The organism is Bradyrhizobium jicamae (genome assembly GCF_001440395.1).
GTDB lineage: Bacteria > Pseudomonadota > Alphaproteobacteria > Rhizobiales > Xanthobacteraceae > Bradyrhizobium > Bradyrhizobium jicamae.
This window is the reverse complement of record NZ_LLXZ01000093.1, coordinates 34,086-51,093: the sequence shown is the minus strand read 5'-3', so window position 1 is coordinate 51,093 and position 17,008 is coordinate 34,086. Positions and strand designations below refer to the sequence as shown.

The following is a 17,008-nucleotide window of genomic DNA, read 5'->3' as shown; positions in this document are numbered from 1 at the left end:
CCTGCGGATATCGCCAACGGCATTTTGTGGCTTGCCAGCGACGAGAGCCGCTACGTCACCGGCACCGAACTCGTGATCGACGGAGGCAGGTCGATCGGCTGAACAGCGGGATCAAGAAGAACACGAGGCGGAAGGCATGTACCGCCGGTAAGCAGACGGGAGGTTTCAATGAGCCGTATCTTTGGCGCAGTCTGCCAGAACGGATATGTGGTGCGCGATATCCGCGCCGCGATGGATCACTGGGTCAATGTGATGGGCGTCGGGCCCTGGTATTACATCGACAAGGTCAAGACCGACTACTTTCGCCACCGGGGGCAGGCCTCAGCCATGGAAATGAGCGTGGCGCTCGCCAATTCCGGCGATCTGCAGATCGAACTGATCCAGCAGCGCAACGATGCGCCCTCGATGTACAAAGAGTTTTTGGACTCCGGCCGAGAAGGGCTGCAGCACATGTCGTACTGGACGCGGGACTATCAGGCCCTCTACGACCGCGCGTTGTCGCTGGGCTACAAGGTGGGTCACGAGGGGCAGATCGGCGGCGAGAAGGGCCGCTTCGCCTATTTTGATACAGAGGCCCACCCCGGCACCGTGGTGGAAATCTCAGACATCAGCGGCAGCAAGGGGAGCTTCTTCGAGCACATCCGCAAGGTTGCCGCCGGCTGGGACGGCTCTGATCCCATCCGCGAAGTCGGCGGCCGCTGAGCGACGCAGCGTCGCCAACGATTCAACAACAAGAACAGCAACATAAGGAAACAAGCGGATGGCAAGACTTCCCCTGATCGACCCGGCGGCAACCGGCGGCGACATACGCACGTCCTTTGACAGGATGCCGGTCGTCCTGAATATCTTCCGGATGATGGCGCATGCCGAAGCCAATTTCATTCCGGCGATGCGCTTCGCCAATTCGATCCTGCACCGCCAAAAGCTCAGTCACATCAATCGTGAGTTGCTGATCCTTCAAGTCGCGCAGTGGGAGCACGGCGAATATGAGTGGCGGCAGCACGTCCCGATCGCGCTCGGCGTCGGCGTCACGCAACGGCAGATCGACTGCATCGAGCAGGGAAAATACGGGGACGCCGCCTTTAATGACGCCGAAAAGGCGCTATTGGCGTTCGGCCGCGAAGTGATCGAGAACGTGCGCGTTGCAGAACCGGTCTTTGCTGCGATGCGCAAGCACTTCAGCGAGCAGGAGATCGTCGAATCAATCCTCGCGATCGGCTTCTACATGACGATGGCCCGCCTGACGGAAGCGACCGAGGTCGACCTCGACCCCGCCGCCGGCATGACCGTCTACGAGAGCAGCAAGAAGCGGTCGGGCTGACGTCTGCACATTGACCACGTCCCCGGTTGCAGCGATCATCGGCCGGTCCAAAGCAGCGATGGCGTGGAGCAAGGCCATGACGGGTGAGCCGGGAGCGGGCGGGCCGCGACCACTGGGCGAGATCGCCAGCTATCACGCCCATATCTACTACGATCCGGCGACCACACGGGCCGAAGCCGAGCAACTGCGCACCTGGATCGGCGAGCGCTTCTCGGTCACGCTCGGGCGCTGGCACGACGTCAAGGTCGGGCCGCACGACCAGGCCATGTACCAGGTCGCCTTTGCCCGCGAGATATTCCCCGAACTGGTGCCCTGGCTGATGCTCAACCATGGAAAATTGAGCGTTCTGGTCCATCCGAACACAACCAATCCGCGCCGGGATCACCTGGCCGATCCGATCTGGATCGGGCCGGCGCTCGCGGTACATGCGGACAAGCTGCCGGAGCACGCTGAAATGGAGCAGGCGCCAGTACCGAATACCAATCCGATTTTGCGGCCCTGAGCGCAGCTCGCCGGCCGGGTAAAGCCGGCCGATTTGCCCATTCCGGGACTTGAACCGGCGGATTCTGCCGGTCATGATAGTGGTCAGTGTTTGTCTCGAATATGCCTTACTTTGGTTTGCATTATGGTGGGACTAATTCGGTGAATCCTTTAGGGATCAGACGTGATTCCAGAAGCGCCGAGCCGGGGATAGATGGGTAATCGTACGACCAGCGTGGCCGGGCCTGCTTCGCGCCCGCGTACCCGATTGTACCGTGAAGCGGCGCTCGGCGTCGCGGCGCTTGCTATGGCATTGGGGCTGGCCGCCTGGGTGACCGATATCGATTGGGCCCGCTGGATCGATCCCGCATCCGCGAACGTCTCCAGCGCAACCTCGTTCGACGAGCGGTTCGGTCCGTCCTCGGTGCGTCGTTCGCTGGCCATCAACTACCCCTCGCGTCCCGCCGCGCGACGCTCTGACTTCGAGGCGGAGTTCGGGCATATTGAAAGCCAGTTGGGCGGACCATCGCGGGAGCAGGTTGCGCAGCCTGAGTCCGAGCAGCCGGCGCCAACAGTTGAAGCCGCGATTCCCTTGCCGAGGTCCCGGCCGGTCCTCGCCAATCTCCAGTCCATGAGGAACGATCCGCCGACGGTCTCGGCTGATAACCGCACGATGTTCGAGAAGCTTGCCGACCTGGTGCCGATGCGGTTCTCGCTGGCATCGCTGACGCCGGGAGACGGGCTGCTCAGCGAGCGCAAGGATCTGGCTGCGCTTGGCTACGACAGTCAGACTGCAGTCTACGATATCTCGGCCCGCATGGTGTACCTGCCGAACGGCACCAAGCTCGAGGCGCACTCCGGACTCGGCAGCCTGATGGACAATCCGGCGCATGTCGACCAGCGCATGGTCGGCGCGACGCCGCCGAACGTCTACGATCTGAAACCGCGCGAGAAACTGTTTCATGGCGTTGCCGCGCTGCGCATGACGCCGGTGGGCGAAAACGAAATGCACGGGCGAAACGGCCTGCTCGTTCACAGCTACCTGCTCGGACCCAACGGCGATTCCAACGGCTGCGTCTCGATCAAGGATTATGACAGGTTCCTGCAGGCCTACCGGAACGGCGAGGTCAAGCGGCTGGTCGTCGTGCCGAGCCTGCGCGAAGGTCTGACTGCGTCGCGGCGCTCACCGTCCCCGTCATGACTTCAGTCGCCGGCGACGTCGCCGATTCCGACACGCCGTTGCGGGCGGTTTTCAAGATCAACCTGAACGGCAGGACGGTATCGATCGCCACCGTCGGACAGGCCTATCGCTTCATCACCAATCTCTCTTCGATCGAATGGATCGAATTCCGCGCGCTGCATGCCGATGCCGTCAGGGCACTGCAGGGCGCCGCCGATAACGCGATGCTGACCGTGCAGGCGACCGACGCGCTGCGTGCGCTGTTCGTCCGCGCCAGGCTGTTGTGACGGCAGCCGGCCTGCCCGGCTTGTCAGTCTACGCCCGCCGTGGCTATGTCTCATGGACATTTGAGAACTATGCCCTGAGGGAAACGTCCGCATGCCCAGAAGTGACGCCGAGATTGAAGACGATCGCCTGATCCGCGAATTGCTGCAGAACTGGGCGATTTGGCGCGATGCCGGAGACTGGGAGCGCTTCCGCACCGTCTGGCATCCGGACGGCCGCATGATGGCGACCTGGACGCAGGGCACCGGCGACGAGTTCATCGAAATCAGCAAGCAGGCCTGGGCCAAGGGCGTCAGCATCCTGCATTTCCTTGGCGGCATCTCGGTCGACCTCGCCGGAAACCGCGCCATCTCGCAGACCAAGATGACGATCTCGCAGCGCGCCGAGGTCGAAGGCGTGCTGTGCGACGTGCTCTGCACCGGACGATTTTACGACTTCCTCGAAAAGCGAGACGGGCGATGGGGGATCGTGTTGCGCCAGCCGATCTATGAGAAGGACCGCATGGACCCCGTCACGCCCGGCACGGCGCCGGTGCTGGACAAGGCTCTGCTCGAGCAATTCCCGCCCGGTTACCGGCACCTCGCTTATTTGCAGACCCGCATCGGCTACACCGTCAAGCGCGACATGCCGGGCCTGAAAGGGCCCGAAGTCGAGGCATTGTATGCGCGCGGCGCGGCGTGGCTGAAAGGTAATCCGATCTAGGTTATCTTGCTGCGCGGCGTCCTGCATCGTCACGATACTTGATGTGGATCAAAGAACCCATCGAGGCCCGCGGGGCAGCATGAGGCATCACCTATGGCAGGGGATGCGTATGGCAAGTCAACTGGAGCTGAGTTCGCGGGCGGCATTGTGCAGGCTGCTCGCGCAGCGTGAACCGGACAGCAAGATCTATTGGCTGGCTGAGGCTGAAAACTGGTTGCGCCTTTCCCGTGAACCGATCGATCTGCAACGATCCGGCCGTCAAGACGACCCGCTGGAACAGTTCCTGACCCGGATCGACAGCAGTCCGGCCTAGCTGATCTCCTTGCGCACGGTCGCCGCTGCGTCGCACATCGCCTTCAGCTTTCCGAACGCGACATGGCGCGGCATGTATTTCATGCCGCAATCGGGCGCGACGACGAGGCGGTCAGCCGCGACGTGCTTCAGGCCGTTGCGAATCCGGCCGGCCACCACATCGGCGGTTTCGATCTCGGGATTGCCGAGGTCGAGCACGCCAAGCATGATCTTCTTCGACGACAGATCCTTGAGCACCCCGAGATCGAGCTTTGGCTGCGCGGCCTCAATGGATATCTGCTCGGCATTGGTGTCGGCGAGTTCGGCAAGAAAGGAATAGCCGGCCGGCTTGGTCGAGCCGGGAACGACTGCGGCATAGCCGAAGCACAGATGCACCACGGTCGGCACCGTGATGCCCTGCAGGGCGCGGTTGATCGCCTTGACGGCGTAGCGGCGGGCGAGGTCCGGATTGTTGCGCACCCAGGGCTCGTCAAGCTGGATCACGTCGGCGCCGGCCTTCTGCAGGTCGAGCGCTTCGGCGTTGACGGCTTCGGCGAATGCCATCGCCAGTTCTTCGTCGTCCTTGTAGTACTCGTTCTTGGCCTGCTGGCTCATCGTGAACGGGCCGGGCAGGGTGATCTTGGCGGCGCGGTCGGTGTTCTTGCGCAGGAATTCCATATCAAGCCGTTCGACCGGTCCGCGGCGTTTTACCGGGCCGACCACGCGGGGCACCGGCGTTTCGTGCCCGCTGCGTGAGGTGATCATCGCCGGCTTCTCGTCGTCGATGCCCTCAAGTGCGGTGGCAAAGCGGTTCGAATAGCTTTCGCGGCGGATTTCACCGTCGGTCACGATATCGATGCCGGCGCGCTCCATGTCCCTGATCGCCACGATGGTGGCGTCGTCCTGCGCTTCCTCCAGATGCTCGGCAGGAAGCCGCCACATCGCATGGAGGCGGGTGCGCGGCACCACCTTGGACAGCATCGCGCGATCGACCAGCCATTCCGGCTGCGGGTAGCTGCCGACAACCGTGGTTGGCAGCAGATGCTTTGGCAGGTTCATGATCGTCTCCTTGCTCTTTTTATTGTGACTAGGCCCATCAGGCCGCGCGAGTTGCAGTTGCCGCAACCTCGTCCTTGACCGGATTGCGCAGCACGCCGATGCCGGACACTTCAACCTCGACCACGTCGCCATCCTTCATCCAGAGCGGCGGCGTGCGATAGGCGCCGACGCCGCCCGTGGTACCGGTGACGATGACGTCGCCAGGGACCAGCTCGGTGAAGGTCGAGCAATAGGCGATCAGGGCGGGGACATCGAAGACGAGGTCCGAGATCGGCGCGGCCTGCACCTCGACGCCGTTGAGGCGGGTGGCGATGGTCTGCTTGCTGATATCAGGGATTTCATCCGTCGTGACCATCCAGGGGCCGAACGCGCCGGTGCCGACGAAATTCTTGCCCGGCGCGAATTGCGAGGTGTGGCGCTGCCAGTCGCGGATGCTGCCGTCATTGTAGCAGGCATAGCCCGCGACATGCGCGAGCGCCGCTTCGCGCGAAATCCGCCGGCCGGCCTTGCCGATGATGACGGCCATCTCGCCCTCGTAATCGAAGCGTTCGGACTCCAGCGGCCGGATCATCGGCTGGCCGCCGCCGACCTGGCTGTTGGCAAAACGGGTGAAGATCATCGGATGCGGCGGGGTGGGGTGGCCGCTTTCGGCCAGGTGCGTGGCGTAGTTGACGCCGATGCAGAAGATCTTGTCCGGGTCGGGAACGGTCGGCAGCAATTCGATTTCGGCCAGAGCATAATCGGGACGTTCGCTTTGCAGCGCTTTCAGTTCGTCGAGCGATCCCTTTGCCAGCAGCGACTTCAGCGTCGGATACGCTTTCAACCGCTTCCCGGCATCGATGATCCCGGTGTTCGTGATCAGGCCGTAGGTTGCGGTCGGGCCGGCCTTGAAACTCGCGATCTTCATGGTGTGACACTCTCTTCGATGTTGGAAACGTAGGGCTGGATGGGCAGCACGATCTCGCCCGACCGGATCGGGACGCAGCCGGGCGGAAAGTCCTGGTGGAAACGCGCACCGGCTTTTTCGGCGCGGTCGATAAAGCCTTCAAGGTGATCCATGGCGCCGCTGGGCAGATCGTGGAGCACCATCAGGCTCCATGGCTGCGAGCGGCATTGTTCGATGGCCCGGTCGGCCCAGCCATCCGGATCGTCCCAGTCGCGCGGAATAGCGTTCCAGAGCACGACGCTATGCTTGTTGCGGGCGAGGTAACCGACGACCGAAGGCTTCAGCAGCCGCTGATCGAGATTGCCGCCGCCGCCGAACGGGCGGAACCAACGCTCTGCATGGGCAAGGTCGCCGATTGCATCTTGCGTCCGGCCGATCTCATGCCGCGCCGCTTCCGGATCGCTTAGCTGCCCGAGCGGCACCGTATGCGTAAAGGTGTGATTGCCGATCCAGTGGCCCTCATCGTGCGCGCGCGCCGCCAGCCGGCGGCGTTCGGGGTCGCCAAGCTTTTCGCCGATCACGAAGAACGTCGTCTCGATGCCGCGTTCGCGCAAGGTATCGAGTACGCGCGGCGTGACGCCGGGCTCGGGACCATTGTCGAATGTCAGCGTCAGGTCGAACACGCAAGCCCTCCGTCAGGTCGCTGGCTGCAGCGTCGAGGGCGCGATTTCTTCTGCTGCTGTTTGTCCGGCACGCGTGCCGGTCTGCCAGATCGCGGCCTTCCGCTCGATCCATTTGATCGCGGCGTTGAAGGCGATCGCCATCGCCAGAACCAGCAGCACGCCGGCGAACACATGCGGACTGTCGAGAATGGTGCGGTAGCGCGAGATCAGATAGCCGATGCCGGCAGACGAAATCAGCATTTCCGATACCACGACGCCGACGATCACCAGCGCACCGCCGACGCGCAGGCCCGACAGCACGGTCGGGATAGCCGCGGGGATAATCACCCGAACCAGCCGCTGGCTCAGCGTCGCGCCCATGCTGCGCGCAGCCAGCAGCAATTGCGGATCGATCGTCTGAATGCCTGCGGCGGTCGCCAGCATCGTCGGCAGGAAGCCGTAGATCGAGGCGAAGGCGATCTTGGATTCCGAGCCGATGCCAAGCCACACCGTGAAGACGGGATAGAGGATGACCAGCGGCACCGCATAGAGGCTCGAGACCATCGGCATGATCAGGATGCGCGGCCGCGGCAGGCTGCCGACGATGGCGCCGAGCAGGATGCCGCCGCCGCAGGCGAACGCCATCGAGATCGCGACCTCGTAGAGCGTCACGGCCAGGGCGTGGCCGTATTCGCCGGCCTCGTTCCATCCGGCCGCCAGCGTCGAGGACAGCGAGGGCAGGAACAATTCCGGAATGAGGCCTGCGCGCGGCAGGATTTCCCACAGCGCGATCAGGACTATCACGATCAATCTGCGTAGCGTTGCCGCACTCATGTTCGCCTCACGCCGATTTGCGGATATGACGCCAGATGCGATCGCGCAGGCTGCCGAAGGCGTCGCCGCTCAGCATCTCATAGGTGCGCGGCCGCGGCAGCGAGACCTGCAGATGGTCGACGATGCGGCCAGGGCGCGGCGACATCACGATCACCTCGTCGGCGAGATAGACCGCCTCCGTCAGGCTGTGGGTGACGAACACGACCGTCTTGCCGGTCGCGGCCCAGATGCGCAGCAGTTCGTCGCCCATGGTCATGCGGGTCTGTTCGTCGAGGGCCGCGAACGGCTCGTCCATCAGCAGCACCGGCGGGTCCTGCACCAGGCCGCGGGCGATCGAGACGCGCTGCTTCATGCCGCCGGACAGTTCGTGCGGATGGCGCTTGCCGAAGCCATCGAGGCCCACGAGCTTGAGGGCATCTTGCGCCTTGGCGCGGCGTTCGTCTTTTTTGACGCGGCGCAGCGCCAGCGGAAATTCGACGTTCTCTTCCGCTGTCAGCCAGGGAAACAGGCTCGCCTCCTGAAACACCACGCCGACGCGATTGGGATCGGGTTCGGGGATCGGTGCGCCTGAGATGGTGATGGTGCCCGAGGTCTGCTGGCGCAGGCCGGCCATCATCATCAAAAGCGTGGACTTGCCGCAGCCGCTCGGGCCGACCAGAACGACGAAGCGGCCGGGTTTGACGTCCAGCGATACATTATCGAGAGCGACGACATCCTGCGTCGTGGTCTTGAAGATCTGGCCGACGTTACGAACCTCGATCGCGCCGGCCGGCTTCAGCGGGGTTATGTTCGCCAATGGCTGCATCGTGTTTCCACCCATCTGACCAGTTCATTGAAGGCGATCGCGATCACGGCGATCATCACCACGCCGGCCAGCAACTGCTTCATCTGAAAGTTCTCGCCCCAGGTCGCGATCTGATGGCCGATGCCGTCGCGTGAGGCGTACATTTCGGCGAGGATGACGCCGGTGAGATTGAAGATCATCGAGATCCGCAGCGCTTCGAGCAAAACCGGGAGCATGCTCGGCAGGTAGACGCGAAATGCGGTCTGCATCGGCGTCGCGCCATAGGAGCGGGCTACGGTGAGATGCTCGACCTTGACCGACTCCACCGCCGTCGTGGTCGACATGATCACGATGAAGATGGTCGAGAAGAAGCCGAACCCGACCTTCTGCGAAAAGCCGACCCCGAACACCAGGATGAACATCGGCAGGAAGATCGATTTCGGGATGCTGAAGGCGAAGAACAGCAGGGGTTTTGCCACCTCGGCAAAATAGCGGTTCTCCGCGATCAGGAAGCCGATCAGCGCGCCGACGGGAACGGCGAGCGCGAAGGCCGTCGCCACCTCGCTGGCGGTGACCACGAGGTCCTTCCGCACACTCGCCCGCTGCAGCAGGTCGCCCAGCGTGACGAGCGTGTCGGAGGCGGATGGGAGCAGGCGCGGATTGACGATGCCAGTCCGCGACAGGATCTCCCATATCGCGAACAGCGCCACCACGATGGCGACCCGCGCCGCCTTTACGCCTAGCCCGCTTTGCATGCGCAGGCCTCAGAACTTGGTCGGAACCGGTTTGAACTGCGTCGAGATGATCTCCGCCGCCGGCCCGAGGTCCTTCATGCCGCCGGCCTTGGCCATGTCGAGCGCGAGCTGAAGCTGCTCCGTGATCTTCGGCCCATCCATGCTGCCGTCGGTTTCAAGCTTCAGAATCGTGTTCTCATATTCCAGCGCCGCGATCTCGGCGGGAATCTCATAGAGCTCGGTGATCAGCTTGACGGAAGCGTCCTTGTTGGCGCGCATGAACATCAGCGCGCCGTAGAGTGCGTTCAGCGACTTCTGCACCAGTTGCGGCTTGTCCTGCACGTATTTGTCGAGCGCGATCCACCCCGCGGCGAGGTTCGGCGGCACTTCCTTGGAGAAGTCGAGGATGGTGCGCGCTTCGCCCGATTTGGAGATCTGGAAGCTCAGCGGCGAATAGACCACGGCCGCATCGACATTGCCGGCAAGCAGGTTCGGTACCAGGCCGCCGCCGCCGACGGGCACACGGGTGAATTCGATCTTCTTGTCCTGCTGGGTCCACAGCGCCAGCAGATCGGAGCCGGAGCCGGCGGAGGTGATCGCGACCTTCTTGCCTTTCAGATCGTTGACGCCGAGCGTCGATTTCGAAAGCGTCATCAACTGCCAGCCATAATAGCCCATGGCGGCATTCGCGAGCACCTTGGAGTTCACGCCTTTCTTGCGCCCGGCCGAGACCAGCGAGGTGGCGTCGAGAATGACGTCGGCGGCGCCCGCCGCCATCGCCTCGAACGTCTCGGCGCCGCCGCGATAGATCGTCAGCTCCGCCTTGATGCCTTCCTTCTCGAACAGTTTTTGGCGTACCGCGGTTTCCGCGATCGTGGTCGGCCAGTAGGTTTTTGTCGGAAGCCCGATGCGAACGGTATCGGCGGCCTGCGCCATGACTGATGTGCCAAGCACGGTGGCGGCTGATATCGTTGTCAGTATGTGGCGTCGCGTGATCTTCATTGTGACGTTTCCCTTTTGCTTTTCTTGATTTGGTCTTCGAGCGGTCGATCAGGCGGTGTCGCCACCTCCTGAAATTTTCGGGGCGGCAAGCTCGACGAGATGCATGGTCGTCATGAAATGCTCCGAGAGCGCCGCAACGGCGGCATCGGCATCACGCTTGAGGGTGGCCCGTACGATGGCGGCGTGTTCGGCCTCGACGTTGCGGGTTTTTTCGCTGTTGCGCCGGATCGCGAGCCTTCGATAGCGCTCGCTCTGCTCGTGCAGCACATCGCGAAAGCCCAGCAGCCATTGCGAGCCGCAGGCAATCACCAGCGTGCGGTGGAAGACGTGGTGCCGCACCACCCATTCCTCATAGTGATGCGTCGGATCATCAGGATAGGTGTGGGGAACGGCGCAGAGTGCCGCAAACGATTTCTCCACCGATGCAAGCCAGGCCGCGTCGCCGCGCTCGATCGAGCGGCGCAGCGCCAGTCCCTCGATGTCGACGCGGGTTTGCGTCACGTCGCGCAGGTCCGCTGATGATACCGGGCTGACGCGAAAGCCGCGCTGGTCGGACGCCTGCACCAGCCCGTCCGCGACCAGTCGCGACAGCGCCTCGCGCACCGCGGCGAGACTGACCGAAAACTGTTTGGCGAGACCGGCGATATGGAGCTTCTGGCCGGGCAAGAGGCGGGTCGAGAGAATGTCCGCGCGCAGCCGCTCCTGAACGGCGGACGTCAGGCTTCGCGGCCGCTCGTCGGCAAGGCGCTCGCCAAAACTCAACCCGATACTGCTCATGGCGGCGCAGATTGGCGAGGCAAGGCGAGATCGTCAATCGAAAATCGATTTTTTCAATAAGCTGCTGTTCAAGCTGCGGTTTCCTCGATGGTCTCGCCTCATGCGGATTGGTCTCTGAATTCTCACGGCACCGGCGCAAAATCATCGTGACAATCTCCGGGCATTCACCTAGATAGTTCGCATGCGAAATAAATCGAACTCGCCGAGATGAGGCCCCGTCGCGAGCATCGGCTGGTGTTCCTGCTCACCGTCGCGCAGCGCCGCCTGCAGCGCTGGATGGCGGCGCAGCGGCAGAACAGCGCCGTGACCGCCACGCAGGCCGGTCTGCTGTTCATTCTGGGCCAGCGCGACGGCGTGCTGATGGGCGAGGCCGGCGCGGCGCTCGATCTCGGACCGCCCGGTATCAGCGGCCTGGTGGACCGGATGACGGCGGCAAACCTGATCAGGCGGCGCGCCGATCCGGATGACGGGCGCGCTTGGCGTCTGTGGCTGACACCGGCCGGCCGAGATGCGATCGCGGAGTCGAAAGCCGGACTCGTCGAGGTCAATGCGCGCCTCACGGACGGATTTACCGACGCCGAGATCGATGTCGTCGCGCGCTGGCTCACCACGATGCAAACGAGATTTCCCAGAGGAGAAGACGAATGACCGAGCATATCAAGATCGAGAAGAGCGACGGGGTCCTGACGCTGACGATGGCCCGTCCCGACAAGAAGAACGCGCTGACGAATGCGATGTATGGCGCGCTGGCTGATGCGATCCAGGCCGCCGAGACGGATTCGTCCGTCCGCGTGCTGCTGATCCGGGGTGAGGGCGACATGTTCACCGCCGGCAATGACGTCGGCGAGTTCGCCGCGATTGCGACCGGCGCCGTCCAGGGCGAGCGGCATGTCGGCCGCTTTCTGCAGTCGCTCGCACATTCGAGCCGCCCGCTGGTTGCGGCCGTTCAGGGGCGCGCCGTCGGCATCGGCACCACCATGCTGCTGCATTGCGATCTGGTCGTGCTGGCCGAGAATGCGCTGCTGTCGACGCCGTTCGTCAATCTGGCGCTGGTGCCGGAAGCCTCTTCCAGCATCTTGATGCCGCTTCGCATCGGCTATGCCCGCGCCTTTGAGATGTTCGCGCTCGGCGAACCCGTCGACGCCAAATCCGCATTCACGTGGGGGCTCGCCAACCGCGTGGTGCCGCTGGACAAGCTCGATGCCGAGGCGAGGGCATTCGCATCGAGACTGGCGAAACAGCCGGCCGGCGCCGTCAGCACCACCAAGCGGCTGATGCGCAATCCGGAAGTTCTGATGGCGCAGATCAAGGTGGAGAGCGAGCAGTTCGCGGCCCGCCTGAAGACCGCCGAGGCGCGAGAGGCCTTCGTAGCCTTCGCCGAGCGCCGGCCGCCGGACTTTCTGAAACTCGCCGCGAGCTAGTCGGACGAATTGCGGCAATCATCCGCGGTTCGAAAATGCGTCCCGGGATGACGAAGCGAGCATGTCGTCATTCCGGGATGCGGCAGATTATCCGGTGAGGGTGCCGCCGCGATGATTGGAAGTCGTCTAATTCCACGCCTGCGACCGGGAGGGAATTGACCGCCTGTGGCAGCCCCGCTACCTCTTCTGTCCGCCTGCGGGGAACAAAATGAACAAGAACAATGAAGCTTCCGAATTCGATTACGTCATAGTCGGCGCCGGTTCGGCCGGATGCGTGCTTGCCAATCGCCTGAGTGCCGACGGCAAACATTCCGTGTTGCTGCTGGAGGCCGGACCGAAGGATGCCAATCTCTGGATCCATGTCCCGCTCGGCTACGGAAAACTGTTCAAGGAAAAATCCGTCAACTGGATGTACCAGACCGAGCCGGAACCGGGCCTGAACGGGCGTCAGGTGTTCCAGCCGCGTGGAAAAGTTCTCGGCGGCTCCAGCTCAATCAACGGCCTGCTCTATGTGCGCGGCCAGCATGAAGATTACGATCGCTGGCGCCAGCGCGGCAATGCCGGCTGGGGCTATGACGACGTGTTGCCCTATTTCAAGAAGGCGGAGAACCAGCAGCGCGGTGCGGACGAGTATCACGGCAGCGGCGGCCCGCTTCCGGTATCCGACTGGCGGCATCACGATCCGTTGTCGGAGGCCTTTGTCGTTGCCGCCGCGGAGACCGGCATTCCGACCAATCCCGATTTCAACGGCGCCACGCAGGAAGGGGCGGGGTTCTTCCAGACCACGACAAGAAGCGGGCGCCGCGCCAGCTCTGCATTCTCCTATCTCCGTCCCGCCAGGAAGCGGCCGAACCTCCACGTCGAAACGTCAGCGCTGGCGCAGCGCATTCTGTTCGAAGGACGACGCGCGAAGGCGGTCGAATACAAGCAGGATGGCCGCGTACGCACGGCGCGGGCACGCAAGGAAATCCTTGTCTCCAGCGGTGCGTACAACTCGCCGCAATTGCTGCAGCTCTCCGGTGTCGGACCGGCCGATCTGTTGAAGCAGCACGGAATCGATATCGTGCTGGATGCGCCCGGCGTCGGCAGCGATCTGCAGGACCATATGCAGGTGCGCCTGATCACGCGCTGTGCGCAAAAGGTGACGCTGAACGACGTGGTCAATCATCCGATCCGCAAGATGATGGCGGGCATTCAGTATGCGGCCCTGCGCAAGGGGCCGCTGACGATTGCTGCCGGTACGTCAGGAGCGTTCTTCAAGACCAGTCCGCGGCTGGCCTCGCCCGATATCCAGATCCACTTCCTGCCGTTCTCGACCGACAAGATGGGCGAGAAACTTCACGCGCTTTCCGGCTTCACCGCTTCCGTCTGCCAGTTGCGTCCCGAAAGCCGCGGCTCGCTCCGCATCAAGAGCGCCGACCCCGCGGTGCCGCCGGAAATCCGCATCAATTATCTCGCGACCGAGACCGACCGCCGCGCCTTTATCGACGGCATCCGCATCCTGCGCAAGATCCTCGCCGCGCCCGCGTTGAAGGCCTATGCGGTTGGTGAAGTCGATCCCGGTCCGAAAGTGCAGAGCGACGACGAGTTGCTCGATTTCTGCCGCCGCACCGGCAGCACGGTCTATCACCCGACCTCGACCTGTCGCATGGGCAGCGATGCGCTCGCGGTCGTCGACCAGCGGCTGCGCGTGCGCGGCATCGACGGGTTGCGCGTGGTCGATGCGTCGATCATGCCGGATCTGATGTCGGGCAATACCAACGCGCCGACGATCATGATCGCCGAGAAGGCGTCCGACATGGTTCTGGAGGATGCGCGGTAGGCTCTAAACCTCGCCCCGCTTGCGGGGAGAGGTCGGCGCGAAGCGCCGGGTGAGGGGGTACCGGGCCATCAACTCGCACCACCTTGTGGAGAGAGCCCCTCACCCCAACCCTCTAAGAGCGAGCTTCGCTCGTCTCGACCCCGCAAGAGCGGGGCGAGGGAGCTATCGGCCTACCCCTTATACTCCCGCACCCGCTTGATCATCTGCTCGACATGCGCGATCGGGGTTTCCGGCTGGATGCCGTGGCCGAGGTTGAAGATCAGCCGCCCCTGCGCATAGTTCGCCAGCACGTCGTCGACGGCGCGGTCGAGCGCCGCACCGCCTGCGATCAGCACCAGCGGATCGAGATTGCCTTGCACGGCAACACGGTTCTGCACGCGCTCGCGGATCATGGAAGGCTCGGCCGCCCAATCGATGCTGACGGCGTTGACGCCGGTCGCTTCGACATAGGCCGGCAGGAGCGCGCCGGCGCCGCGGGGAAAGCCAATGATCTTCGCATCGGGCGCTTGCGCGCGCACGCCGGCGACGATGCGCTGCACGGGTTCGATCGACCAGCGCTGAAATTCGCGCGGAGGCAATACGCCGGCCCAGGTGTCGAAGATCTGCAGGCAATCGGCGCCGGCCTTGAGTTGGCCGAGCAGATACTGGATCGAATTCTCCACCAGCACGTCGATGATTTCAGCGAACGCTTCGGGATGGCGATAGGCCATCATCCGCGCCGGCGCCTGGTCCGGCGTACCTTGTCCAGCGACCATGTAGGTCGCGACGGTCCACGGCGCGCCGCAGAAGCCGATCAATGCGATGTCGGGCGCAAGCTCGCGCTGCACGCGGCGCAGCGCTTCATAGACCGGCTCGAGTTTTCCGAAATCGGCATGCCGCGCGAGTGTTGCTACTTGCTCCGGCGTATCCAGCGGGTCGAGCCGCGGACCTTCGCCGGCCTCGAAGCGCACCGAGCGGCCGAGCGCGTAGGGGATGACGAGAATGTCAGAGAAGATGATCGCGGCGTCGAAGTTGAAGCGGCGGATCGGCTGCAGCGTCACTTCGGCGGCATATTCCGGTGTGAAGCACAGATCGAGGAAGCCGCCCGCCTTCGCCCGCAATTCGCGATATTCGGGCAGATAGCGGCCGGCCTGCCGCATCATCCAGACCGGCGGTACTGGCTGCCTGCGGCCGGACAGTACTTCGAGAAAAGGTTTCACGGCGGGTTTCTGGGACAAAACGAAGGTTCCTGCGGCAAGCCTGCTATGGCGCCTCTGATACACGCAGGTTCCCGATTGGCCAAGAAGCGATGCAGGGCGCACGCGAGGAACCTGCGCAAAACAGAGCCGTTATCTCAGCCATGGAGGTACCTATGGCTGAGAAATTCAATCCTGCGGCACATGACAAGCACGCCGAAGATCCCCGCGAAGCGCAGAAGGCTGATCGGGAAACCCACGAAAAGCTCGAGGCCGGTCTGGTCGACACGTTCCCGGCATCCGACCCTGTGAGTGCGGCGCAGCCGGCGCCGTCGAAAGTCGATCGCGAACAAGAGAACCCGTCACTCTGGAACAAGGTCCTCGCGGTGTTCCGTTAGCGCAGTCCCTACTTCTATCCGCGCATGGTCGTGCGGCGAGGCGGCTCCTTCGAAAGGAGCCGCTCTTGTTTGGTCGAGCCCTAGTAGTGCGGAGGCCGTTCGTTTGTTGGGCCCGGCATGTTGTTCTCGGCTTCTTGCAAGCGCTCTTTCAGTTCTGCGCCCTTCCGCGTCAGCCTGTCGATCTCGGTCCACTGCGTCGTGACCGTTTGGTTCAATGTTTCGATGGTTACGTCCTGATAGGTCAGCCGCATCTCCATCGAATCGATGCGATCGTTCAAGCTGTCGATGCGATCGCTCAACTTATCGACTTCACTCATGCGAGCCATCGCGGCGCTCCCGCAGGCCGTGGCCCAGCGCCACGCGTTCGTCGAACACGAAACATTCGCCGCGCCAGCGGCTCTCGTGTTCCGGCACCCCTTCGAGGTAGCGGAGAATTCCGCCCTTGAGGTGATAGACCTCGGAAAATCCGCGCGCCAGGAGATAGGCGCTGGCCTTCTCGCAGCGGATGCCTCCGGTGCAGAACATAGCGATCTTCTTGTGCTTTGCCGGGTCGAGTTTCTCCTTGGCGAAATCCTTGAACTGCCCGAAGCTCTCGATGCCGGGATCGACGGCGCCCTCGAACGTCCCATCGCCACCTCGAAGGCGTTGCGGGTGTCGATCACCAGCGTGTCGGGAGCGGCGATCAGGTCGTTCCACTCCGACGGCTCGATATAGGTACCGACCTGTCGTGTCGGGTCGACGGTTGCGTCTCCAAGCGTAACGATTTCCTTCTTCAGCCGGATCTTCAACCGCTGGAACGGCATCTCGGAAGCGCCCGAAAACTTGAGTTCGAGATTGCCGAGCCGGCCGCCGAAAAGGGCGCCGTGCTGCAACTCCTGGACGAACGCATCGATGCCCTCGTCGCTGCCCGCAACCGTGCCGTTGATGCCCTCTTGCGCCAGCAGCACGCTGCCCTTGATCGCGAGGCCGGCGCATATCGCACGCAGCGGCTCGCGCAGCTCCCGGAAGTCCGGCAGCGCGGCGAATTGATAGAAGGCGGCGACCTTGAACGGCATGGCGACCGTTTATCAGGCGGGCCGGACAGGGGAAACCCCGTAAAGCCCTGCATATTCCGCACATTGGCCCCGACGCCGCGCTGGCATGCCAACCATTGCCCTGCCGGGGATGAATATGTCAAAGAACCGTCTGTAAACCC

The 17,008-nt window shown here is 63.3% G+C and carries 22 protein-coding genes and 1 pseudogene; 12 read left to right on the top strand and 11 right to left on the bottom strand.

Annotated features, from left to right (window positions below; all coding sequences use genetic code 11):
• The 8 genes from CQ12_RS42225 to CQ12_RS14555 all read left to right on the top strand — a co-directional run.
• On the top strand, nucleotides 1-102 hold a 102-nt coding region (locus CQ12_RS42225), incomplete at its 5' end, for an SDR family oxidoreductase (RefSeq protein WP_157088222.1).
• Between the two features lie 66 nt (nucleotides 103-168).
• On the top strand, nucleotides 169-702 hold the full coding sequence (locus tag CQ12_RS14585; RefSeq protein ID WP_057835992.1) for a VOC family protein: 534 nt from the start codon (nucleotides 169-171) through the stop codon (nucleotides 700-702).
• A 58-nt stretch (nucleotides 703-760) separates the two neighbouring features.
• Nucleotides 761-1,321 carry a carboxymuconolactone decarboxylase family protein gene (locus tag CQ12_RS14580; RefSeq protein ID WP_057835991.1) on the top strand — a complete coding sequence of 187 codons (561 nt, stop codon included), beginning with the start codon at nucleotides 761-763 and terminating at the stop codon, nucleotides 1,319-1,321.
• A 76-nt stretch (nucleotides 1,322-1,397) separates the two neighbouring features.
• Nucleotides 1,398-1,823 (top strand): DOPA 4,5-dioxygenase family protein, encoded by a 426-nt coding sequence (locus CQ12_RS14575; RefSeq protein WP_057836047.1) that lies wholly within the window; start codon nucleotides 1,398-1,400, stop codon nucleotides 1,821-1,823.
• A gap of 192 nt (nucleotides 1,824-2,015) precedes the next feature.
• Entirely contained in the window at nucleotides 2,016-3,002 is a 987-nt protein-coding gene (locus CQ12_RS14570) for a DUF2778 domain-containing protein (RefSeq protein WP_083519279.1), read from the top strand.
• Entirely contained in the window at nucleotides 2,999-3,268 is a 270-nt protein-coding gene (locus tag CQ12_RS14565) for a hypothetical protein (protein WP_057835989.1), read from the top strand. Before CQ12_RS14570 ends, CQ12_RS14565 begins: the two co-directional genes overlap by 4 nt.
• A gap of 91 nt (nucleotides 3,269-3,359) precedes the next feature.
• Nucleotides 3,360-3,968 (top strand): nuclear transport factor 2 family protein, encoded by a 609-nt coding sequence (locus tag CQ12_RS14560; protein WP_057835988.1) that lies wholly within the window; start codon nucleotides 3,360-3,362, stop codon nucleotides 3,966-3,968.
• 109 nt (nucleotides 3,969-4,077) lie between these two features.
• The gene (locus CQ12_RS14555) at nucleotides 4,078-4,281 is read left to right on the top strand and encodes a hypothetical protein (RefSeq protein WP_057835987.1); all 204 of its coding nucleotides are present in this window, start codon (nucleotides 4,078-4,080) and stop codon (nucleotides 4,279-4,281) included.
• On the opposite strand, the gene CQ12_RS14550 is transcribed toward CQ12_RS14555, so the two are convergent.
• From CQ12_RS14550 to CQ12_RS14515, 8 genes are read right to left on the bottom strand one after another with little or no spacing between them, the layout of a single operon-like run.
• Nucleotides 4,278-5,318: a uroporphyrinogen decarboxylase family protein gene (locus CQ12_RS14550; protein ID WP_198164146.1), complete on the bottom strand. Its 1,041-nt coding sequence runs from the start codon at nucleotides 5,316-5,318 to the stop codon at nucleotides 4,278-4,280. The genes CQ12_RS14555 and CQ12_RS14550 overlap by 4 nt on opposite strands.
• Nucleotides 5,319-5,355: 37 nt before the next feature.
• Nucleotides 5,356-6,225, bottom strand: coding sequence for a fumarylacetoacetate hydrolase family protein (locus CQ12_RS14545; protein ID WP_057835986.1), 870 nt, complete (start codon nucleotides 6,223-6,225; stop codon nucleotides 5,356-5,358).
• The gene (locus tag CQ12_RS14540) at nucleotides 6,222-6,887 is read right to left on the bottom strand and encodes a polysaccharide deacetylase family protein (RefSeq protein ID WP_057835985.1); all 666 of its coding nucleotides are present in this window, start codon (nucleotides 6,885-6,887) and stop codon (nucleotides 6,222-6,224) included. Before CQ12_RS14540 ends, CQ12_RS14545 begins: the two co-directional genes overlap by 4 nt.
• 12 nt (nucleotides 6,888-6,899) lie before the next feature.
• Nucleotides 6,900-7,700 carry an ABC transporter permease gene (locus CQ12_RS14535; protein ID WP_057835984.1) on the bottom strand — a complete coding sequence of 267 codons (801 nt, stop codon included), beginning with the start codon at nucleotides 7,698-7,700 and terminating at the stop codon, nucleotides 6,900-6,902.
• Between the two features lie 7 nt (nucleotides 7,701-7,707).
• Entirely contained in the window at nucleotides 7,708-8,505 is a 798-nt protein-coding gene (locus CQ12_RS14530) for an ABC transporter ATP-binding protein (RefSeq protein ID WP_245309922.1), read from the bottom strand.
• Nucleotides 8,484-9,239, bottom strand: coding sequence for an ABC transporter permease (locus CQ12_RS14525; protein ID WP_057835982.1), 756 nt, complete (start codon nucleotides 9,237-9,239; stop codon nucleotides 8,484-8,486). Before CQ12_RS14525 ends, CQ12_RS14530 begins: the two co-directional genes overlap by 22 nt.
• A gap of 9 nt (nucleotides 9,240-9,248) precedes the next feature.
• Nucleotides 9,249-10,220 carry an ABC transporter substrate-binding protein gene (locus tag CQ12_RS14520; protein WP_057835981.1) on the bottom strand — a complete coding sequence of 324 codons (972 nt, stop codon included), beginning with the start codon at nucleotides 10,218-10,220 and terminating at the stop codon, nucleotides 9,249-9,251.
• Nucleotides 10,221-10,268: 48 nt separating this feature from the next.
• A complete protein-coding gene (locus CQ12_RS14515; RefSeq protein WP_057835980.1) occupies nucleotides 10,269-10,997 on the bottom strand; it encodes a GntR family transcriptional regulator in 729 nt (242 codons plus the stop codon).
• Between the two features lie 207 nt (nucleotides 10,998-11,204).
• On the opposite strand from CQ12_RS14515, the gene CQ12_RS14510 reads away from it, so the two are divergent.
• The 3 genes from CQ12_RS14510 (at nucleotide 11,205) to CQ12_RS14500 (ending at nucleotide 14,240) form a co-directional block, all read left to right on the top strand.
• Nucleotides 11,205-11,645 (top strand): MarR family winged helix-turn-helix transcriptional regulator, encoded by a 441-nt coding sequence (locus CQ12_RS14510; RefSeq protein WP_057835979.1) that lies wholly within the window; start codon nucleotides 11,205-11,207, stop codon nucleotides 11,643-11,645.
• Nucleotides 11,642-12,418, top strand: coding sequence for an enoyl-CoA hydratase (locus CQ12_RS14505; protein WP_057835978.1), 777 nt, complete (start codon nucleotides 11,642-11,644; stop codon nucleotides 12,416-12,418). Before CQ12_RS14510 ends, CQ12_RS14505 begins: the two co-directional genes overlap by 4 nt.
• 208 nt (nucleotides 12,419-12,626) lie before the next feature.
• Nucleotides 12,627-14,240, top strand: coding sequence for a GMC family oxidoreductase (locus CQ12_RS14500; RefSeq protein WP_057835977.1), 1,614 nt, complete (start codon nucleotides 12,627-12,629; stop codon nucleotides 14,238-14,240).
• Between the two features lie 170 nt (nucleotides 14,241-14,410).
• On the opposite strand, the gene hemE is transcribed toward CQ12_RS14500, so the two are convergent.
• Entirely contained in the window at nucleotides 14,411-15,457 is a 1,047-nt protein-coding gene (gene hemE / locus CQ12_RS14495) for a uroporphyrinogen decarboxylase (RefSeq protein WP_198164145.1), read from the bottom strand.
• Between the two features lie 134 nt (nucleotides 15,458-15,591).
• Here hemE and CQ12_RS14490 point away from each other — a divergent pair, with 134 nt between their 5' ends.
• Nucleotides 15,592-15,813 carry a hypothetical protein gene (locus CQ12_RS14490; protein ID WP_057835975.1) on the top strand — a complete coding sequence of 74 codons (222 nt, stop codon included), beginning with the start codon at nucleotides 15,592-15,594 and terminating at the stop codon, nucleotides 15,811-15,813.
• An 80-nt stretch (nucleotides 15,814-15,893) separates the two neighbouring features.
• Here the strand turns inward: CQ12_RS14490 and CQ12_RS14485 are convergent, their stop codons facing one another.
• The gene (locus CQ12_RS14485; RefSeq protein WP_057835974.1) at nucleotides 15,894-16,130 is read right to left on the bottom strand and encodes a SlyX family protein; all 237 of its coding nucleotides are present in this window, start codon (nucleotides 16,128-16,130) and stop codon (nucleotides 15,894-15,896) included.
• Nucleotides 16,123-16,868 (bottom strand): annotated as a pseudogene (trhO, locus tag CQ12_RS14480) (oxygen-dependent tRNA uridine(34) hydroxylase TrhO). Before trhO ends, CQ12_RS14485 begins: the two are co-directional and overlap by 8 nt.
• Between the last annotated feature and the right edge of the window lie 140 nt (nucleotides 16,869-17,008).